17 protein-coding genes are annotated in these 18757 nt (G+C 72.4%); 7 read left to right on the top strand and 10 right to left on the bottom strand.

All coding sequences use genetic code 11. From position 1 onward, the window contains the following. Together PX701_RS07970 and PX701_RS07965 are read right to left on the bottom strand one after the other, a co-directional pair. Positions 1-711 carry a GNAT family N-acetyltransferase gene (locus PX701_RS07970; protein ID WP_275505976.1) on the bottom strand — a complete coding sequence of 237 codons (711 nt, stop codon included), beginning with the start codon at positions 709-711 and terminating at the stop codon, positions 1-3. Between the two features lie 7 nt (positions 712-718). Continuing rightward, complete coding sequence (locus PX701_RS07965; protein WP_275505975.1) at positions 719-2104, bottom strand: glycine--tRNA ligase; 1386 nt, start codon at positions 2102-2104, stop codon at positions 719-721. Positions 2105-2194: 90 nt separating this feature from the next. Here PX701_RS07965 and PX701_RS07960 point away from each other — a divergent pair, with 90 nt between their 5' ends. Continuing rightward, positions 2195-2602, top strand: a complete 408-nt coding sequence (locus PX701_RS07960; protein WP_231429122.1) for an NUDIX domain-containing protein — start codon at positions 2195-2197, stop codon at positions 2600-2602. A gap of 73 nt (positions 2603-2675) precedes the next feature. Further along, positions 2676-4244, top strand: coding sequence for an alpha/beta hydrolase (locus PX701_RS07955; RefSeq protein ID WP_275505974.1), 1569 nt, complete (start codon positions 2676-2678; stop codon positions 4242-4244). On the opposite strand, the gene PX701_RS07950 is transcribed toward PX701_RS07955, so the two are convergent. The 3 genes from PX701_RS07950 to PX701_RS07940 form a co-directional block, all read right to left on the bottom strand. After that, positions 4217-4750 carry a GNAT family N-acetyltransferase gene (locus PX701_RS07950; RefSeq protein ID WP_275505973.1) on the bottom strand — a complete coding sequence of 178 codons (534 nt, stop codon included), beginning with the start codon at positions 4748-4750 and terminating at the stop codon, positions 4217-4219. The two genes, PX701_RS07955 and PX701_RS07950, sit on opposite strands and share 28 nt — an antisense overlap. 13 nt (positions 4751-4763) lie before the next feature. After that, entirely contained in the window at positions 4764-5672 is a 909-nt protein-coding gene (locus PX701_RS07945) for a serine hydrolase (RefSeq protein WP_275505972.1), read from the bottom strand. A 95-nt stretch (positions 5673-5767) separates the two neighbouring features. Beyond that, entirely contained in the window at positions 5768-7822 is a 2055-nt protein-coding gene (locus tag PX701_RS07940; RefSeq protein ID WP_231429127.1) for a M13 family metallopeptidase, read from the bottom strand. Positions 7823-7869: 47 nt separating this feature from the next. Here PX701_RS07940 and PX701_RS07935 point away from each other — a divergent pair, with 47 nt between their 5' ends. From PX701_RS07935 to PX701_RS07915, 5 genes are all read left to right on the top strand, one after another. Beyond that, on the top strand, positions 7870-8241 hold the full coding sequence (locus PX701_RS07935; protein ID WP_231429128.1) for a YccF domain-containing protein: 372 nt from the start codon (positions 7870-7872) through the stop codon (positions 8239-8241). Between the two features lie 125 nt (positions 8242-8366). Continuing rightward, entirely contained in the window at positions 8367-10097 is a 1731-nt protein-coding gene (locus tag PX701_RS07930; RefSeq protein ID WP_275505971.1) for a sensor histidine kinase, read from the top strand. After that, positions 10085-10741 carry a response regulator transcription factor gene (locus PX701_RS07925; RefSeq protein WP_275505970.1) on the top strand — a complete coding sequence of 219 codons (657 nt, stop codon included), beginning with the start codon at positions 10085-10087 and terminating at the stop codon, positions 10739-10741. Before PX701_RS07930 ends, PX701_RS07925 begins: the two co-directional genes overlap by 13 nt. A gap of 143 nt (positions 10742-10884) precedes the next feature. Then, a complete protein-coding gene (locus PX701_RS07920) occupies positions 10885-11805 on the top strand; it encodes an alpha/beta hydrolase (RefSeq protein WP_275505969.1) in 921 nt (306 codons plus the stop codon). 113 nt (positions 11806-11918) lie between these two features. Then, positions 11919-13340 (top strand): MATE family efflux transporter, encoded by a 1422-nt coding sequence (locus tag PX701_RS07915; RefSeq protein WP_275505967.1) that lies wholly within the window; start codon positions 11919-11921, stop codon positions 13338-13340. Between the two features lie 118 nt (positions 13341-13458). Here PX701_RS07915 and PX701_RS07910 read toward each other — a convergent pair whose 3' ends face one another. The 5 genes from PX701_RS07910 to tdh all read right to left on the bottom strand — a co-directional run bounded on the left by PX701_RS07910 (position 13459) and on the right by tdh (position 18647). Then, entirely contained in the window at positions 13459-14688 is a 1230-nt protein-coding gene (locus tag PX701_RS07910) for an amidohydrolase (protein ID WP_275505966.1), read from the bottom strand. 33 nt (positions 14689-14721) lie between these two features. After that, complete coding sequence (locus tag PX701_RS07905; RefSeq protein WP_231429134.1) at positions 14722-15798, bottom strand: LacI family DNA-binding transcriptional regulator; 1077 nt, start codon at positions 15796-15798, stop codon at positions 14722-14724. 71 nt (positions 15799-15869) lie between these two features. Continuing rightward, entirely contained in the window at positions 15870-16301 is a 432-nt protein-coding gene (locus PX701_RS07900) for an SRPBCC family protein (protein WP_275505965.1), read from the bottom strand. Positions 16302-16417: 116 nt separating this feature from the next. Then, the gene (locus tag PX701_RS07895) at positions 16418-17602 is read right to left on the bottom strand and encodes a glycine C-acetyltransferase (protein WP_231429136.1); all 1185 of its coding nucleotides are present in this window, start codon (positions 17600-17602) and stop codon (positions 16418-16420) included. Position 17603: 1 nt separating this feature from the next. Next, a complete protein-coding gene (gene tdh / locus PX701_RS07890) occupies positions 17604-18647 on the bottom strand; it encodes an L-threonine 3-dehydrogenase (RefSeq protein WP_231429137.1) in 1044 nt (347 codons plus the stop codon). Positions 18648-18757 lie beyond the last annotated feature (110 nt).

Raw genomic sequence — 18757 nt, 5'->3', positions numbered from 1 at the left:
TCAGCCCCGAGGCATCCATTCACGCCGCAGGATCGCGTAGAGCTCGCTGTCCTGCCAGCCGTCGTCCTCGAGGATCTCCTCGAGCATCGTGCCCTCGAGGCGCATGCCGAGCCGGCGGCACAGCGCGGCCGAGGCGGTGTTGCGCGCATCGAGGTGGGCGAACACGCGGTGCGCACCGATGACCTCGAAGGTGAAGCGCAGCACCTCGGCGGCGGCCTCGCGCGCGAGCCCGCGACCCTGGAACGCAGGATGCAGCACCCAGCCGATCTCGACCTGCGCGCTCTCGATGCTGCCGACCCGCAGCATCACGTCGCCCACCACGCGGTCGCGAGGGGCGGATGCCTCGGCGCCGGCGCCGCCCGCGACCGGCACGCCGACGGACGGCTCGCCGTGCAGCACCATCGCGAAGTGGGTCGCGTCGCCGTCGGCGGCGAGCACCCGCATGCCGGCGCGCTTCAGCGTGTGCACGTGCGCGTCCTCGCGGCTGCGCGGCGGCCACGGGATGTAGCGCAGCACCTCGGGCAGGCGCTGGTACTCCCAGACGTCGTCGCTGTCATCGGGCGAGATCGGGCGCAGCGTCATGCGGTCGGTCCGCAGCGGGGCACCCTCGATCGACGCGATGTCGAACGGGAACGCTGCGCCGGTCGCCGCGGCCGCGCCGGTCGCCGCGGTCGCGGTCGTGCCGTCGACGGGCTCGGCCGAGGCGGGCACGGACGCCCTACGCCCCGATGAGCCGCGCCGCGAGGAAGCCCTCGAGCTCGGCGAGCGGCACGCGCTGCTGCTCCATCGTGTCGCGGTCTCGCACCGTCACGGCGTCGTCGTCGAGCGAGTCAAAGTCGACCGTGATGCAGAACGGGGTGCCGATCTCGTCCTGGCGGCGGTAGCGGCGGCCGATCGCGCCGGCATCGTCGAAGTCGACGTTCCAGTACTGGCGCAGCGACGCGGCGACCTCGCGCGCGAGCGGCGAGAGCTTCTCGTTGCGGCTGAGCGGCAGCACGGCGGCCTTGACGGGCGAGAGGCGCGGGTCGAGCTTCAGCACGGTGCGGGTATCGGTGCCGCCCTTCGCGTTCGGCACCTCCTCGACGTGGTACGCGTCGACGAGGAACGCCATGAGCGAGCGGGTGAGGCCCGCTGCGGGCTCGATCACGTAGGGGATCCAGCGCTCGTTCTTCGACTGGTCGAAGTAGCTGAGCTCCTTGCCCGAGTGCTCGGAGTGCGTCGAGAGGTCGAAGTCGGTGCGGTTCGCGACGCCCTCGAGCTCGCCCCACTCGCCGCCGGTGAAGCCGAAGCGGTACTCGATGTCGACGGTGCGCTTCGAGTAGTGGCTGAGCTTCTCCTTCGGGTGCTCGAAGAGGCGCAGGTTCTCGGGGTCGACGCCGAGGTCGACGTACCAGTTCCAGCGGTAGTCGAGCCAGTACTGGAACCACTCGTCGTCGGTGCCGGGCTCGACGAAGAACTCGAGCTCCATCTGCTCGAACTCGCGAGTGCGGAAGATGAAGTTGCCGGGCGTGATCTCGTTGCGGAACGACTTGCCGATCTGCCCGATGCCGAACGGCGGCTTCATGCGCGCCGCCTGCAGCACGTTGGCGAAGTTCGTGAAGATGCCCTGCGCGGTCTCGGGGCGCAGGTAGTGCAGGCCCGACTCGTCTTGCACCGGGCCGAGGTAGGTCTGCAGCATCATGTTGAAGTCGCGGGGCGGGGTCCACTCGCCGCGGGTGCCGCAGTTCGGGCAGGCGATGTCGCCCATGCCGTTCTCGGGGGTGCGGCCCTTCTTCTCCTCATACGCCTCGAGCAGGTGGTCCTCGCGGAAGCGCTTGTGGCAGTGCAGGCACTCGACGAGCGGGTCGGTGAAGACGCCCACGTGGCCCGAGGCCACCCAGACCTGCTTCGGCAGGATGACGCTCGAGTCGAGGCCGACGACGTCGTCACGGCGGGTGACCATGTAGCGCCACCACTGCCGCTTGATGTTCTCCTTCAACTCGACGCCGAGGGGGCCGTAGTCCCACGCCGAACGCGAACCGCCGTAGATCTCGCCGGCCTGGAAGACGAACCCCCGGTGCTGGGCGAGGGCGATGACGGATTCGAGACGGCTGGGTGCGGCCACGGTGGCTCCAATGGTCGGGGGTGGAGATCTCGGGCGGACAGCCCGGCGGTGCCACCATCCTACGGGCGACGGCACTCTAGGCTTGAACGGATGCCCCAGCTGCCCGACCTCCTCGTCTCCGCGATCGCGCTCGTGCGCGACCGTCGGGTGCTCATGGTCACCGCCCGTGATCGCGAGGTCTACTACATGCCCGGCGGCAAGATCGATGCGGGCGAGACGGCCGCCGAAGCGGCCGCGCGCGAGGCGTTCGAAGAGGTCGCGCTCGAGCTCGACCCTGCCTCCCTCGACGAGCTGTTCGAGGTCGTCACCCAGGCGCACGGCGAGCCCGACGGCCGGCTCGTGCGCATGCGGGTCTTCCAGACCGACACGGATGCCTCGCCGGCGCCCTCCGCCGAGGTCGGCAGCCTGCACTGGGTGACCACGGCCGACGCCGACCGCTGCCCGCCCGCCGGGCGCGAGGTGCTCGCCCGGCTCGCTGCGACCGGCCTGATCGACTGAGCACGGTCCCGGCCGCCGAGTGAGCGCCGGGGCGCCGTGTCCGGACCCCGCCCGTCCCCATAGACTGCGGGGCATGGCGTCGACTCGCGTATTCCGCACCGGAGGCCGCGTCACGCGCATCACGCGCAGCGGTCGCGACGACGGCCCGGGCTACGTGCTCGTGCACGGCATCGGCATGGCCCACGAGTACTGGTCGGATGTCGCGGCGGAGCTCGGGCGCAGCGGCACGGTCTACGCACTCGACCTCCCGGGCTTCGGCGACGCGCCCCAGCCCGACGAGCCGCTCACGATGCGCGGGGCCGGCGACCTCCTCGCCGATCTCGTGCGGGCGGAGGGCATCGCCGACCCGGTGCTCGTCGGCCACAGCGCGGGGGCCCAGGCCGTCGCCGAGGCGGCGGCGTGGCATCCCGAGCTGTTCGAGCGCATCGTGCTCATCGCGCCGACGGTGAACCCTCGCGAACGCTCGGCCGGCAAGCAGGCCCTGCGGCTCCTGCAGGACCTCTCGCTCACCCACCCGAAGGTGCTCGGGCTCGGCGTCGTCTCGTATGCGAAGGCGGGGGTCTCCTGGTACCTCGAGAGCCTGCCGCCGGTCATCGAGCACCGCGTGGAGCTCACGCTGCCGAACGTCGCGGCCCGCACCCTCGTGATCCGGGGCGAACGCGATCGCCTCGTGCCGCGCGAGTGGGCCGAGCGGGTCGCATCGCTCGTCGGCGACGGCCGGTACGCCGAGGTGCCGGGCCGTGGACACGAGACGATGATCACGGCGGGAGCGCGGGTCGCGAACCTGATCGCCGCCCACGCGAGGGGCGAGGCGGTCGGCCGGGTCGTCGGGCCTGCTGACGGCGCCGTCGTCGTGCCCGCCCGCCGGCGGCCGCCCCTGGCGAAGATCATCCGCTGGTGGGCGCTCGACTACCTCTACGCGGGATGGCGCCAGCTCGCCGTGCTCGGTGCCTGGAAGCCGCCCGCGAAATGGTCGCGCGGCGACACCGCGCTCCCGACGATCGTGCTGCTGCCGGGCGTGTACGAGCACTGGTCGTTCCTGCGACTCCTCGGCGACGCGCTCAACGCCCGCGGCCACCGCGTGCGCGTCGTGCACGGCCTCGGGGCGAACCTGCTCGACATCCCCGAGACCGCCGCCCGCGTCTCGCGCGCGCTCGCCCGGGTGTCGATCCCGGCGGCCGGCCAGGTGCTCGTCGCCCACTCGAAGGGCGGGCTCGTCGCGAAGCGCATGCTGCTCGACGACGACGCGCCGTCGCTCGGCCTGCTCGGCATGGTCGCGATCGCGACGCCGTTCGGCGGTTCGATCTACTCGCGATTCATGTTCGACCGGGCCCTGCGCGAGTTCGATCCCGATGCGCCGATCATCGTCGAGCTCGCCGACGGCGTCTCGGTGAACTCGCGGATCGTCTCGGTGTTCGGGCCGTTCGACCCGCACGTGCCGAAGGGAAGCGCGCTCGACGGGGCGACCAACGTGCAGGTGCCGGTCGCCGGCCACTTCCGGGTGCTCGGCGCGACCGAGACGGTCGACGCGGTGGTCACCGGCATCCGGCAGCTCGCCGTCGCCGACGCCACGGCCGACGCCGCCGACCAACCCGCGGAGCAGCCGGGAGCGGGTCAGAGCTCGTCGAACGGGGCCGCGTAGCGGAACGCGCCGACCGGGGCGTCCGCCTCGGCCGCGCCGAGCCGGATCGCCTGGAAGTACGCGCCCCAGGCCGGCTCGGGCGGCGTGATGCCGAGGTCGACGCTCGGCACGAAGCCGAGCCGGCCGTAGTACGCCGGGTCGCCGAGCAGCGCCACGACTCGTTCGCCGTGCTCCGCGGCGAGCCGCAACGTCTCGCGCACGAGCGCCGAGCCGATGCCGCGCCGCTGCGCTGAGGGATCGACCCCGATGGGGCCGAGCCCGAGCGCGGGCCCGTCGCCGACCCACCCCCTCGTCGTGATGCAGTAGCCGGCGACCGCCCCGTCGATCTCGGCGACGAGGGCGAGGTGCGGCAGGAACTCCACCGAGGTGACGAGCGCCGTGTTGAGCACGACCTCGATCGGCGGCGACGCCGCCGGCGAACCGTCGGGCTGCGGCCCCGAGAACGCCTCGGCGAGAAGCCGGTCGACGGCCGCGCGGTCGTCCACGCGGTACGTGCGGATCAGCATTCGGGCGAGCACCTCAGTGCACGAACTCGAGCAGGTCCATGCCGACCTGGCGCATGCCGTCGAGCACCGCGAGGCGCGACGAGAGCATCGTGTCGGCGTAGTACATCGAGACGGCGTAGGCGACGCTCGCGCGCGGCCCCCGCAGCACACCGACCTCGCTGCGCACTCCCCCGTCGGTGCCGGTCTTGTTCATGAGCAGCACGCCGTGGTCGGGCGTGCGATGCGAGAGCGGGTCGAGCCCGAACGCCGAGGCGACCATCGAGAGATCGGCGTTGAGCGAGAGCCAGCCGACGACGCGCTGCGACACCTCGGGCGAGACGATCTCGCCGCGGGCGAGCGAGGCGAAGAGCCAGGTGAGCTCCTTCGCCGAGCCGATCGAGAGCTGCGGGGCGTCGTCGGGCCCGCGGTGGTCGCGCACGAGGTCGAGCAGCGCGGTTCGCGTGAGGCCGAGCGTCTCGGTGCGCGCGCGCACCGCCTCGAGGCCGATGTGGCGGATGAGCACGTTCGTCGCGAGGTTGTCGCTCGTCGCGCCGACGAGTGCGGCGAGGTCGGCGATCGGCAGCGACGGCGACTGCAGGTGCTGCCAGATGCCCGAGTCGCCGGCCGCATCGCGGGGAGCGCGGTCGAGCACGGTGAACGTCTCGGTGCTCGCCCCGACGAGGCGCGAGGCGATCTCGACGAGCAGCAGCACCTTGCCGATCGAGGCGGTCGGCATCACGACGTGGTCGTCGACCGAGAACAGCACCTTGCCGGTCGCGAGGTCGGTCGCGCGGGCCGAGACCTGCACCCCGGCGAGCGCGAGCTCGCCGAGCGCGGCGAACCCGCGGGCGAAGTTCTCGCCCGGCTCCTCGGTGCGGTGCTTGCCCTTGCGCAGATCGGCATGACGTGCGCGTCGCTCGGATCCCTGCGACGACGTCACCACGGTGCTTGCACGCTCTTCCTCGGACGGTCGGCGCTCCCCCACCGCAGGCCGCGGCGCGCTCGAGATGTTCGGATACTCGGACTTCGGATCTGCGACTACCAGATGGTCACCCGCTCGGCAGGGTCGAGCCAGAGGGCGTCCTCTTCAGTCACTCCGAAGCCAGTGTAGAACTCATCGATGTTGCGGACGATCTGGTTGCACCGGAACTCGTTCGGCGAGTGGGGATCGATCGCGAGCAGGCGCACCACCTCCTCGTCGCGGCCCTTCATCTGCCAGGCCTGCGCCCACGACAGGAAGAACCGCTGCACCGCCGAGTACCCGTCGATCTCGGGAGCCCCGTCGACGTCGCCGCCCTGCGAGAGCACGTACGCCTTCCACGCGATCGCGAGCCCGCCGAGGTCGCCGATGTTCTCGCCGATCGTGAGCGCGCCGTTCACGTGCGGCGCCCCGTTCGCCTCGGCCCCGCCCTGGGTGGATGCCTCGCCCGCGGCACCCTCGGACCCGGGCGCGCCGTCGGCGAGCTGGGCGGGAACGAGCGCGTCGTACTGCTCGATGAGCGCCTTCGTGCGCTCCTCGAAGGCGGCGCGGTCGTCGGCCGTCCACCAGTCGGTGAGGCGCCCGTCGCCGTCGTACTTCGACCCCTGGTCGTCGAAGCCGTGCCCGATCTCGTGTCCGATCACCGCGCCGATCGCGCCGTAGTTCGCCGCGGCGTCGCGGCCGGCGTCGAAGAACGGGAACTGCAGGATCGCCGCAGGGAACACGATCTCGTTGAAGCCGGGGTTGTAGTACGCGTTGATCGTCTGCGGGGTCATGAACCATTCGTCGCGGTCGATCGGCCCGCCGACCTTGCCGAGCTCGCGCTTGAACTCGAACTCGGCCGTCGCGCGCACGTTCCCGACGAGGTCGTCGGTGATCTCGAGGGTCGAGTAGTCGCGCCACTTCACGGGGTAGCCGATCTTCGGCGTGAACTTCGCGAGCTTGTCGAGCGCCTTCTTCTTGGTGGCCTTCCCCATCCAGTCGAGGCCCTCGATCGACTCGCGGTAGGCCGCGACGAGGTTCGCGACGAGCTCGTCCATCGCCTCCTTCGCCGCGGGCGGGAAGTGCCGTTCGACGTAGATGCGGCCGACCGCCTCGCCCATGGCGCCCTCGACGAGCGAGACCCCGCGCTTCCACCGCTCGCGCATCTGCGGCGTGCCGGTGAGCGTGCGGCCGTAGAAGTCGAAGTTGGCCTCGACGAGGTCGCTCGAGAGGTAGGCCGCGCTCGAGCGCACGACCTGCCAGGCCAGCCAGTCGCGCCAGGCGGGCAGCCGGTCCTCGGTCAGCAGCCGGCCGAGGCCCTGCACGAACGACGGCTGCCGCACGACGAGCTCGTCGAAGGCGCCCGACGGAACGCCCATCGCGTCGCGCCAGACCGACAGCCCCGAACCCGCGGGCTCGGCGCCGGGGAACGCCAGCGCCGAGGCATCCGCCCAGCTCTTCAGGTTGTAGGTCTTCTCGCTGTCGCGCGAGTCGACGTTGTTCCAGTGCACCCTCGCGATCTCGGTCTCGAGCTCGAACACGCGGGCCGCCCGCTCGGCGGCCGCGTCGAACTGCGCGAGCCGCAGCATCCGCTCGAGGTGCTCGCGGTAGGCCGCGCGGATCGGCTCGAAGCGGTCCTCGCGGAAGTAGCTCTCGTCGGGCAGGCCGATGCCGCCCTGCTCGACGAAGACGAGATAGCGCTCGGGGTCGCCCGGATCGTTGTCGACGTAGAGCTGCGCGAAGCCCGACACGCCCTGCCGCTCGAGCCGGCCGAGGGTCTCGACGAAACTGCCGATCGAGTTCACGAGCGACACCTCGAGCAACTGGCCGGCGATCGGCGTGACCCCGAGCAGCTCGGCCCGGTCCTCGTTCATGAAGCTCGCGTAGAGGTCGCCCACCTTGCGGGCCTCGGTGCCGGGCTCGGCCTGCTGCGACTCCTCGATGATCTCGCGCACGGCCTCCTCGGCCTCCTCGTGCAGCACGTAGAAGGAGCCGTAGCGCGCCTTGTCGGCGGGGATGTCGGTGCGTTCGATCCACCTGCCGTTGACGTGCCGGAACAGGTCGTCCTGCGGGCGCACGCCCGGGTCGAGCTCGTCAAGCGTGATTCCGGAGGGCAGCGCGACGTCGGTCATGCGCAACAGCCTATGCTCGGCTTCCGGCGCATAGGCTGAGGATCGACATGAAGACGCTGCTGAACATCATCTGGCTCGTGCTCTCGGGCATCTGGCTGTTTCTGTCGTACGTGCTCGCGGGCGTCGTGATGTGCATCCTGATCGTGACGATCCCGTGGGGCATCGCGTCGTTCCGCATCGCGATGTACGCCCTGTGGCCGTTCGGCCGCACGGTCGTGCAGAAGCCGACCTCGGGCGCGTGGTCGTTCATCGGCAACGTGATCTGGGTCATCCTCGCCGGCTGGTGGCTCGCGCTCGAGCACATCGTCACGGGCCTGCTGCTCTGCATCACGATCATCGGAATCCCGCTCGGCATCGCGAACTTCAAGCTCGTGCCCGTCTCGCTCGCGCCCCTCGGCAAGGAGATCGTCGACGCCTGAGCCGTCGGCTCGCCCCCGCTCGCCCGACCCTCCTCACGGGGATGACGCGATCCAGGTCCATTCCGTTCGCCGACGGCCTCGGCCAAGATGGGGCTGGGCGCCGGGTCGGCGCGGGGCGGAGGGGCATGGCATCGGACTGGTCGGCGCCCCCGCTCGCACGATCGCTGGGCGCCGCGCTCACCCTCATGATGGTGCTCGGCGTGCTGTTCGCCGCGCTCGAGTTCGCGCTGCTCCTCCCCATCCCGCCCGAGTTCTGGGTGATCGCCCTGTTCCCCGCCGTCGCGCTCGTCTGGTTCGTCGCGGGAACGATCGCGTGGCGCCGACGGCCGAGCAGTCGCACCGGCCTGCTCATCTGGGTCGGCGGCATCTCGCTGCTCGCCGGCGGCCTGCTCAACACCGGCATCCAGTTCGGCATCGTGGTCGGCAGCGTCTTCGCGACCGTCATCGTCGCCGTCATCGTGCACCTGCTGCTCGCCTTCCCGTCCGGCCGGCTGCCCGACCGGACCTCCCGCGCGATCGCGCTCGCGGGCTACTTCGTCGCGCTCGTGCTGCAGACCCCGGTCTACGTGTGGGGCATGGGCCTGTTCGCCCCCGCGATCCCGGCGAACGCGGGGCTCGCGACGATCGGCGGCGAGGTGCAGCGGTGGGCCGGGCTCGTCGTCGTCGTCGCGACGGCGGTCGTGCTCGGCATGCGGCTGCGCGCGACGTCGCCCGGCCGCCGGCGCGTGCTGGTGCCGCTCTACGGCTACGGCATGGCGTCGGTCGTGCTCATCCCGGCGAGCGCGAGCCTCGACGTCGCCCTGCCGGTGCCCGCCGTCGTCGCCGTCCAGCTCGCGCTCATCGCCGGCGTCGCCGTCGCCTTCACGGTCGGGGTGCTCGTCGGCGGCTTCGAGCGCACGGCCGAGCTCGAGGAGCTCGCGGCGTGGCTCGGCACCGAGTCCGGACGCGAGCCGTTGCGCTCCGCCATCGCGCGCGCGCTCGGCGATCCGAGCGTCGAGCTCGTCTACTGGCTGCCGGTGCGCGAGGGATTCGTCGACGAGCAGGGCATCGGCGTCGACCCGCCCGACGATCCCGGTCGCGGCTTCGCCGTCATCGAGTCCGACGGCGCCCCGGTCGGCGCGATCGTGTACGACGCCAGGCTCGTGGGCGACCAGCAGCGCGTGCAGGCCGTCGGCCGGGTCGCTGCGATCGCGATCGCGCGCGAACGGCTCACGACCGAGCTGCGAGCGAGCCAGACGGCGCTGCGGCACTCGCGCGTGCGCCTCGTCGAGGCGGCCGACCGGGAGCGCGCCCGCATCGCGAAGGACCTGCACGACGGGCTCCAGGTGCAGCTCGTGCTGCTCGCACTCGAGGCGGGGCGCATCCACGACGACGCGCAGGTCGAGGCCGTCCGCGATCGTGCGCTGCACCTGCGTCAGGGCATCGAGGAGGCGGCCGACGAGCTGCGCCGGCTCGTGCACGAGGTGATGCCGTCGGCGCTCGTCGAGCGCGGACTGGTGCTCGCCGCGGAGGACCTCGTCGACCGGATGCCGATTCCGACGACGTTGCGCGCCGAGGGACTCGACGCGCCGCTGTCGCCGACCGTCCTGAACGTCGCGTACTTCGTCGTCGCCGAGGGGCTCGCCAACACGGTCAAGCATGCGCGCGCGGCATCCGCGTCGGTCAGCCTGACCCGCGAGGGCGACGTGCTCGCCGTCGAGATCGCCGACGACGGCGTCGGCGGGACGGGCGTGCATCGCGGCCGCGGGCTCGCGGGGCTCGCCGACCGCATCGATGCGGTCGGGGGCAGGATGTCGCTGCGGAACGTCCCCGGCGGTGGCACGAGCCTCAGGGCGGAGCTGCCGTGCGGGTCGTGATCGCCGAAGACGAGACCCTGCTGCGGCAGGGGCTGCGACTGCTGCTCGAGGAGGGCGGGTTCGAGGTCGTCGCCGCGGCGGGCGATGCCGACGAGCTGCTCGGCGCCGTCGACGCGCACGGGCCCGATCTCGTGATCACCGACATCCGGATGCCGCCGTCGCACAGCGACGAGGGCCTGCGAGCGGCCCTCCGCATCCGGAACGAGCGCCCCGACATCGCGATCGTCGTGCTCTCGCAGTACGTGCAGCGGCGCTACGCGCTCGAGCTGCTCGGGGGCGAGGCATCCAGGATCGGGTACCTGCTGAAGCAGCGGATCGCCGATGTCGGCGCGTTCCGCGACGACCTCCGCCGCGTCGCCGAGGGCGGCACGGCGCTCGACCCCGAGGTGGTCGCGGTGCTCATCTCGCGCGCCGGGCGCGGCGGCGGCGACGTGCGGCGACTCACGCGCCGCCAGCGCGAGGTGCTCGCCTACATGGCGGAAGGTCGGAGCAACGCCTGGATCGGGCAACGGCTCGTGCTCACCGAGAAGGCGATCGTGCAGCACACCTCGGGCATCTACGACGCGCTCGGGCTGCCCGTCACGGCCGACGATCACCGCCGGGTGCTCGCGGTGATCCGGTACCTCGACGGCGCGGCCGACTGAGCGAGGCGTCGCGAGGCCCCGACCCCCGTTCTGGGTGCCGCCGCCGCGGCGAATGGCGACATGGGTCCATGTCGGCGGCGGCGACGCGCGAGGAGAGTGTGCGATGCGCGCCCCTACGCGAGCCACTCCCGGAAGGATCATCCATGGCTCTGTCGACCTCCGTCCAGATGACGAACGCCGCGCTCAGCGCGGTGCGCACCGCCGACCGCGTCTCGCCCGCACTCGCCGCGGGCATCGCCGGCCCCATGTTCGAGCGCACGCGCCCGTCGCGCGTCGTGCATCCGAGCGAGCAGCCCGTGCACCTCGCCGCCGAGCGGCACCCGCTGCCGCTGCCGCACGGCGACGGCGTGCTCTACGAATGGGGCACGGGCCCCCGCACCGTTCTGCTGGTGCACGGCTGGCGCGGCCGCGCCTCGCAGTTCGCGCCGATCATCCGCGAGCTGCGCGCCGCGGGCTTCCACCTCGTCGCATTCGACGCACCGGCGCACGGCGACGCGGCGGGCCGGCGCACCGACATCCGTTCGTGGGTGGAGGCGATCAACCGGCTGCACCTCAAGTACGGCCGCTTCGAGGCGATCATCGGCCACTCGCTCGGCGCGCTCACGACGATGACCGCGGTGCGCGACGGCGTCTCGACGCGCGGTGTCGTCGGGCTCGCGCCGATGTCGTCGGGCCGCTACCTGTTCGACGCCTTCGCGCACGGCGTCGGTCTCAGCGAGCAGGCCGCCGCGATCCAGCGCGAGCGCTACACCCGGCGGGTCTTCCCCGACGCGTCCGACCCGTGGCGTCGTTTCGACACGCTCGCCGCACCGCTGCCGGCGTCGGTCGAGCTGCTGCTGCTGCACGACCGTGAAGACCGCGAGATCGACGCCGCGCAGAGCGAGCTGCTGCACGCAGCGCACGGCGACCGGTCGAGGATGCTGCTGTCCAGCGGATCCGGTCACGTCAGGCTGCTCGGGGCCGACCGCACGCTCGACGCCGTCACGGCCTTCGTCGGCGGCGGCGTCGCCGCGGTCGACCGCATCGAGCGGGGCGAGGAGCGGAGCGTGCGCACCGCCGCGTGAGCCGGGCCGGCGCGCAGCCCGAGCGCCGCGCCGGTTCCCGAAGACGACCGGATGCCGGAGCGCCCCGGCCGGCATCCGGTCGTGTCACCGGCCCGACGTAGGCTCGAGGGCACATGAATCGCTCCGACGCCTCCGAACCGGGCACCGCCGGCACCACGGGCTCGTCGACCGACCCGACCGACCCCGCCGCGAGCTCCGCGGCCGCACGGTCGGCGGGGCGCGCCGTCGACCGCGACATCCTCCGCCTCGCGATTCCCGCGCTCGGCGCGCTCATCGCCGAACCGCTGTTCCTGCTGGCCGACACGGCGATGGTCGGCCACCTCGGTGCGGAGCCCCTCGCCGGGCTCGGGCTCGCGAGCGCGGTGCTGCAGACGATCATCGGGCTGATGGTGTTCCTCGCCTACGCCACGACGCCCGCGGTCGCCCGCAGGCTCGGCGCCGGCGACCTGCGCGGCGCGGTCGCGTCGGGCATCGACGGGCTCTGGCTCGCCCTCGGCATCGGCGTCGTGCTCGCCGTCGGCGGGTGGTTCGCGGCACCGTGGCTCGTGGGGCTGTTCGGGGCGACGAGCGAAGTCACGGCCGAGGCATCCACGTACCTGTCGATCTCGATGGGCGGCCTGCCGGCGATGCTGATCGTGTTCGCGGCGACCGGACTCCTGCGCGGCCTGCAGGACACGAAGACCCCGCTCTGGGTCGCGGGCATCGGCTTCGCCGTCAACATCGCGCTCAACTACGTGTTCATCTACGTCGCGGGGTGGGGCATCGCGGGCTCGGCCGTCGGCACGGTGATCGCGCAGTGGGGCATGGTCGTCGTCTACCTCGTCGTCGTCGCGACGCACGCGCGCCGGGCGGGGGCGAGCCCGTGGCCCCACCACGCCGGGGTGCTGCGCGGGGCGAAGTCGGGCGGCTGGCTGTTCGTGCGCACCGCGAGCCTGCGCGTCGCGCTGCTGCTCGCCACCTGGGCGGCGACCTCGCTCGGGTCGAACGAGCTCGCCGCGTTCCAGGTCGCGATGACGATCTACTTCACGCTCGGTTTCGCGCTCGACGCGCTCGCGATCGCCGCACAGGCCCTCGTCGGGCGAGGGCTCGGCGCCGGCGACGTCACGGCCGTCCGGCGCGTGCTGCAACGCTGCATCGAGTGGGGCATCGGGTCGGGTGCGGCCATCGGGGCGCTGCTCATCGCGCTCGCCTGGGTGCTGCCCGGGCTGTTCACGAGTTCGGCCGAGGTGGCCGCCCTGCTGCCGCCGGCGCTCGTCGTGCTCGGCCTGTCGGCACCGCTCGGCGGCCTCGTCTTCGTGCTCGACGGCGTGCTCATCGGCGCCGGCGACGCCCGCTACCTCGCCTGGACCGGCCTCGTGAACCTCGCCGTGTTCGTGCCGCTCGCCCTCGGCGTCGCGTCGGTGGCCCCGCCGGGTGCCGCGGGGCCCGCCTGGCTCATGGCGGCGTTCGCCATCGGCTACCTGGCGGCGCGCGCGGTGACCCTCGGGCTCCGGGCGCGCGGCGAGCGGTGGATGGTCACGGGCGCGCCCGCCTGACCTCGACCGGGCCGGTCACGCCCGCTGCCCCGCTGAAGGAGGTTCGCGCGCGAGAACGAGGTTGCAACTCGCTTCAGGCGCGACGACTCACCTCAGGCGCATCGAGACGACCGCGGGTCTACCCGACCGACGCACCGAGCCACTCGCGCGCGGCGGCGACGAGGGCCGCGACGCCGCTCTCGAGGGTCGGGTCGATGACCGGCGCGAACTTCGGCGAGTGGTTCGAGGGCAGGTTCTCGGGCAGTCGCCCCGCGGCGAGCGCGGCGGGGTCGAACAGCGACGGGTCGAATCCGCCGAGGAACCAGTAGACGAGCGGCACGCCCGCGGCGGTCGCGAAGACGCCGACGTCCTCGCTGCCCGAAACGACGCCCGGGTCGAACACCCGCCCCTCGCCGAGCGCACGGCGCAGCGCCGCGGCGGTGCGCTCCGAGGCATCCGCGTCGTTGACGGTGGCCGGGAACCGCGCGCCGTAGTCGAAGTCGGGGTCACGAGGGGCGCCCGAGGCGGCCGCTTCGCCCGTCGCGATGCGCTCGATCGCGGTGAGCACCTTCGTGCGCACCGACTCGTCGAAGCTGCGCACGTTGATGCCGAGCATCGCCTCGGACGGGATGATGTTGTGCTTCGTGCCGGCGTGCAACTGCCCGACGGTGACGACGGCGGCATCGGTCGCGGCGATCTCGCGGGCGACGACCCCCTGCAGCCGCACGGTGATCGCCGCGGCGAGCAGCACCGGGTCGATCGTCGCCTCGGGGCGCGAGCCGTGGCCGCCGACGCCGTGCACGCGCACCGTCAGCTCGTCGGCCGCCGCCATCGCGACGCCGGCGTGCACGCCCGCGAATCCCGCGGGCAGCGGGGCGACGTGCTGGCCGAGCACGATGTCGGGCCGGGGCACGCGGTCGAAGAGGCCGTCGGCGACCATCGACTCGGCGCCGCCGCCGAGCTCTTCGGCGGGCTGGAAGACGACGACGAGCGTGCCCGACCACCGGGAGCGCTCGGCGGCCATCCGTTCGGCCGCACCGAGCAGGCACGTCACGTGCACGTCGTGGCCGCATGCGTGCATCACCGGCACGTCGTTGCCGTCGGCGTCCGTCCCGCGTGCGGTGCTGGCGTATGGCAGTCCGGTGTCCTCGAGCACGGGCAGCGCGTCCATGTCGGCGCGCAGCAGCACCGTCGGGCCGGCGCCGTTCGCGAGCACGCCCGCGACGCCGGTGGTGCCGAGCCCCGTCACGACGTCGAAGCCGAGCCCGGTCAGGGTCTCCGCGACGATGGCGGCGGTGCGGTGCTCCTGGAACGAGAGTTCGGGGTTGGCGTGCAGGTCGCGGTAGATCGCTGCGAGGTCGAGGCTCATGCGGTCAGCCTACGACCGGCCCTCGCTCTGCCCTCAGCGGGCGGGCGGCGGGGCGGTCGTGTCGCCGACGTGCAGGGTGCTCGTGAAGCAGACCGACTCGGGCGACTCGCCCGCGAGCAGGCTCACGACCGCCTCGCCGGCGGCCCGCCCCTTCGCGACCGACGGCTGCGAGAGCGTCGTCAGGTCGTGCTGCAGCCCGTCGACGCGGATGCCGTCGAACCCGATGACGCTGAGCTCGGCCGGCACGGCGATGCCGAGCTCCTCGGCGGCGCGGATCACGCCGGCCGCGAGCAGGTCGCTCTGCGCGATGATCGCAGTCGGACGCGTCGCGGGGTCGGCGAGCAGCGCGCGGGCGGCCTCGAGGCCCTCTTCGATCGAGCTCGCCCCGGCGACCTGGCCGGTGATGTCGGGGAAGATCTCGCGGGCCCCCGCGAGCCGGTCGCGTGCGGTCGCCGCGGTGCCCGACTGCTCGAGCTCGGGGGTGAGCGGCCCGCGCGTTCGCGCCGCGTCGAAGGGCAGCGTCACGAGTGCGACGCGCGTGTGCCCGAGCTTGCGCAGGTAGTCGGCGCCCCGCCGGGTGGCCTGGTGGTTGTCGATCGAGATCTCGGGCAGGCCCTCGCCGGTGTCGCCCTCGATGGCGACGGCGGGGATGCCTCGGCGCCGGAGCGCCTCGATCGACACCGCGAGTCGCGGGCTGCACCCGATGAGCACGACCGCATCGACGGGGGCGCTCTCGATGTTGACGGCGTTCTCGCCGGGTTCGCCGGTGTCGGTGAGCAGCAGCAGGCCGGCGCCGAGCGGGGCGATGCCCTCGGTGATGCCGTCGAGCATCTGGATCTTCACCGGGTCGAGGAACGCTGCTCGCACCCGCTCCTCGAGCACGACGCCGACGATGCCCGACCGCCCCTGCCGCAGCGAGCGGGCGCGCGGGTCGGGCCCGCCGTAGCCGAGCGCGGCGGCCGCGTCGAGCACGCGCTGCTTCGTCGCGTCCGAGACGGGGCCGGACCCGCTGAATGCGAGCGAGGCCGTCGACGCGGAGACGCCGGCCTTCGCGGCGACGTCGGCGAGCGTCGGCCGGGAGGCGGCCGGGGCTGCGGGTTCGGGCTGCATGCGCCCGATTCTAGGCCGAATCGATTCGAAGACGTCCGGGCCCGCCGCCGCACCGCGTCGCGACGGCGGCGTCAGGCCTGCTCCGAGAGTTCCTTCACCTTCGCGACGAGCGTGTCCCACATCGCCTTCGAGTGCTGCGCGGCCTCGGCCGTCGGATTGTTGTCCTGGGTGAGCGTCAGCTCGGTCGCCCCGCCGGCATCTCGCAGGGCCCAGGTCAGGGTGTGGTGGTGCTCGGGCGCATCGGCCTCGCCGCTCAGCGGGCTGAAGTGGGTGTGCACGAGGCGCTCGGGCGGTGCGAACTCGAGCACGACGCCGTGGTCCTCGTAGGGCTTCCCCTCCCAGACTCCGCGCCAGCGGACCGGGCCGCCCACCGACCAATCGGTCACGAGTTCGGTGCCGAACATGAACTCACGCGCCGCGGCCGGGTCGGTCACCACCGCCCAGACGCGCTCGCGCGGCGCGTCGATCGTGATGCTCGAGACCGCATCGAAGTGCCCAGCCATCATCGTCTCCCCTCGCTTCGTCGCCGAACGGCGATCTCCGCTCATGGTTCGGGATTCAGGCTACGCCGGGCCGATCGCGCCGGTCTTGCAGATACGCGACACCGGCGGCGCCGGCCTCAGCCCGCCGCGACGGCGTCGCGCGCCTCGGCGAACGCGGCCACGCAGCGGCGGATCTCGTCGTCGGAGTGCGCCGCCGAGAGCTGCACGCGGATGCGCGCCGCGCCCTTCGGCACGACCGGGTACGAGAAGGCCGTGACGAACACGCCGCGCTCCTGCAGCGCGTCGGCGATGCGCGCGGTGAGCGCGGCGTCGCCGAACATGACGGGCACGATCGGGTGCTCGCCCGGCAGCAGCTCGAACCCCGCGGCATCCATGAGCTCGCGGAAGAGGGCCGCGTTCGCGTTCAGCCGCGTGCGCAGCTCGCCCGAGGAGGCGAGCAGCGACAGCGCCTCGAGCGTGCCGGCGACGATCGCGGGCGCGAGCGTGTTCGAGAACAGGTACGGGCGGGCGCGCTGGCGCAGCAGGTCGACGATCTCCTGGCGGGCCGCGACGTAGCCGCCCGACGCGCCGCCGAGCGCCTTGCCGAAGGTGCCGGTCGTGATGTCGACCCGGCCCTCGACGCCGCAGTACTCGGGCGTGCCGCGACCGCCTGCGCCGACGAAGCCGACGGCGTGCGAGTCGTCGACGAAGACGAGCGCGCCGTACCGGTCGGCGAGGTCGCAGATCTCCCGCAGCGGTGCGATGTAGCCGTCCATCGAGAAGACGCCGTCGGTCACGATCACCGTGCGGCGGGCACCGGATGCCTCGACCAGGCGGGCCTCGAGGTCGGCGAGGTCGCGGTTCTTGTACCGGAACCGCTGCGCCTTCGAGAGCCGGATGCCGTCGATGATCGACGCGTGGTTGAGCTCGTCGGAGATGATCGCGTCGTCGGGACCGAACAGGGTCTCGAAGACCCCGCCGTTCGCGTCGAAGCACGACGAGAAGAGGATCGTGTCGTCGTAGCCGAGGAACTCGGACACCCGCCGCTCGAGCTCGAGGTGCTGCTCCTGCGTGCCGCAGATGAACCGCACGCTCGCCATGCCGTAGCCCCACTCGTCGAGGCCGCGGTGCGCGGCGGCGACGATGCGGGGGTCGTCGGCGAGGCCGAGGTAGTTGTTGGCGCAGAAGTTGAGCACCTCGCGGCCGGCGACCTCGATCTCGGAGGACTGCGGGCCCCGGATGCCGCGTTCGCGCTTGGTGAGGCCCGCGGCCTCGATCTCGTCGAGTTCCGCGCGCAGCTGCGCCTTCACGTCTCCGTACATCTCAGACCTCCGTCCAGTCGAGGATGACCTTGCCGACGCCGCCAGAGGCGGCCACGTCGAACGCCTGCCGCCAGTCGCGTGCGGCGAAGCGGTCGCTGATGATCGACGCCACGCGCGAGCGCAGCTCGCTCGAGGTCTGCAGCATCGCCGACATCGAGTTCCAGGTCTCGAACATCTCACGGCCGTAGATGCCCTTGAGGGTCAGCATGTGGGTCACGACCTTGCCCCAGTCGATCGCATAGGGCTCGGAGGGCAGGCCGAGCATCGCGATGCGGCCGCCGTGGTTCATGTTCTCGATCATCTCGGGCAGCGCCTTCGGCGACCCGCTCATCTCGAAGCCGACGTCGAAGCCCTCGCGCATGCCGAGCCGCGACTGCACCTCGCGCACGCGCTCCTTCGAGACGTCCACGACCGCGTCGGCGCCCATCTCCATCGCCAGTGAGAGCCGCGACGGCGAGACATCCGAGGCGACGATGAACCGCGCGCCGACGTGGCGGGCGACCGCGATCGACATGAGGCCGATCGGGCCGCAACCCGTGACGAGCACGTCTTCGCCGACGACCGAGAAGGCGAGGGCGGTGTGCACGGCATTGCCGAACGGGTCGAAGATCGCGCCGACCTCGGGGTCGACGGGCGAGTGGTGCACCCACACGTTCTCGCCCGGGATCACCACGTACTCGGCGAACGCGCCGTCGCGGTGGAGGCCCACGCCCTGCGTGCGGATGCACATCTGACGGCGGCCGGCACGGCAGTTGCGGCACATCCCGCAGACGACGTGCCCCTCGCCCGACACGCGGTCGCCGACGGCGACGTCGTGCACGAGCTCGCCCACCTCGACGACCTCGCCGTAGAACTCGTGACCGGGGATCAGCGGAGTGCGGATCTCGGACGCGGCCCAGTCGTCCCACTTCTCGATGTGCAGGTCGGTGCCGCAGATTCCGGTGCGCAGCACCCGGATCTTCACGTCGGCGGGACCGGGCTCGGGCTCGGGCCGTTCGACGAACTCGAAACCGGCGCCCGGGGCGGCTTTGTAGAGGGCCTTCATCGCTTCGAAAACTCCGTTGTTCGGCGCACGAACCGCTGGGTGCGGCGGCTCATGCGAGTGGTCCGGTGGGTGCGCCGGATGACTCAGCCATCGTACCGGCGCGAGGTCGG

The organism is Agromyces chromiiresistens (assembly GCF_029167465.1).
In the GTDB taxonomy this organism is placed as follows: domain Bacteria; phylum Actinomycetota; class Actinomycetes; order Actinomycetales; family Microbacteriaceae; genus Agromyces; species Agromyces chromiiresistens.
The sequence above is the reverse complement of the archived record's forward strand: the minus strand, read 5'-3'. Positions and strand labels throughout refer to the sequence as shown.

Excerpts from the sequence above, each read along its gene's own strand:
- PX701_RS07960 (WP_231429122.1), top strand. The coding sequence starts at position 2,195 with ATGCCCCAGCTGCCCGACCTCCTCGTCTCCGCGATCGCGCTCGTGCGC.
- PX701_RS07955 (WP_275505974.1), top strand. The coding sequence starts at position 2,676 with ATGGCGTCGACTCGCGTATTCCGCACCGGAGGCCGCGTCACGCGCATC.
- PX701_RS07950 (WP_275505973.1), bottom strand. The coding sequence starts at position 4,750 with ATGCTGATCCGCACGTACCGCGTGGACGACCGCGCGGCCGTCGACCGG.
- PX701_RS07940 (WP_231429127.1), bottom strand. The coding sequence starts at position 7,822 with ATGACCGACGTCGCGCTGCCCTCCGGAATCACGCTTGACGAGCTCGAC.
- PX701_RS07935 (WP_231429128.1), top strand. The coding sequence starts at position 7,870 with ATGAAGACGCTGCTGAACATCATCTGGCTCGTGCTCTCGGGCATCTGG.
- PX701_RS07930 (WP_275505971.1), top strand. The coding sequence starts at position 8,367 with ATGGCATCGGACTGGTCGGCGCCCCCGCTCGCACGATCGCTGGGCGCC.
- PX701_RS07920 (WP_275505969.1), top strand. The coding sequence starts at position 10,885 with ATGGCTCTGTCGACCTCCGTCCAGATGACGAACGCCGCGCTCAGCGCG.
- PX701_RS07915 (WP_275505967.1), top strand. The coding sequence starts at position 11,919 with ATGAATCGCTCCGACGCCTCCGAACCGGGCACCGCCGGCACCACGGGC.
- PX701_RS07910 (WP_275505966.1), bottom strand. The coding sequence starts at position 14,688 with ATGAGCCTCGACCTCGCAGCGATCTACCGCGACCTGCACGCCAACCCC.
- PX701_RS07905 (WP_231429134.1), bottom strand. The coding sequence starts at position 15,798 with ATGCAGCCCGAACCCGCAGCCCCGGCCGCCTCCCGGCCGACGCTCGCC.
- PX701_RS07900 (WP_275505965.1), bottom strand. The coding sequence starts at position 16,301 with ATGGCTGGGCACTTCGATGCGGTCTCGAGCATCACGATCGACGCGCCG.
- PX701_RS07895 (WP_231429136.1), bottom strand. The coding sequence starts at position 17,602 with ATGTACGGAGACGTGAAGGCGCAGCTGCGCGCGGAACTCGACGAGATC.
- tdh (WP_231429137.1), bottom strand. The coding sequence starts at position 18,647 with ATGAAGGCCCTCTACAAAGCCGCCCCGGGCGCCGGTTTCGAGTTCGTC.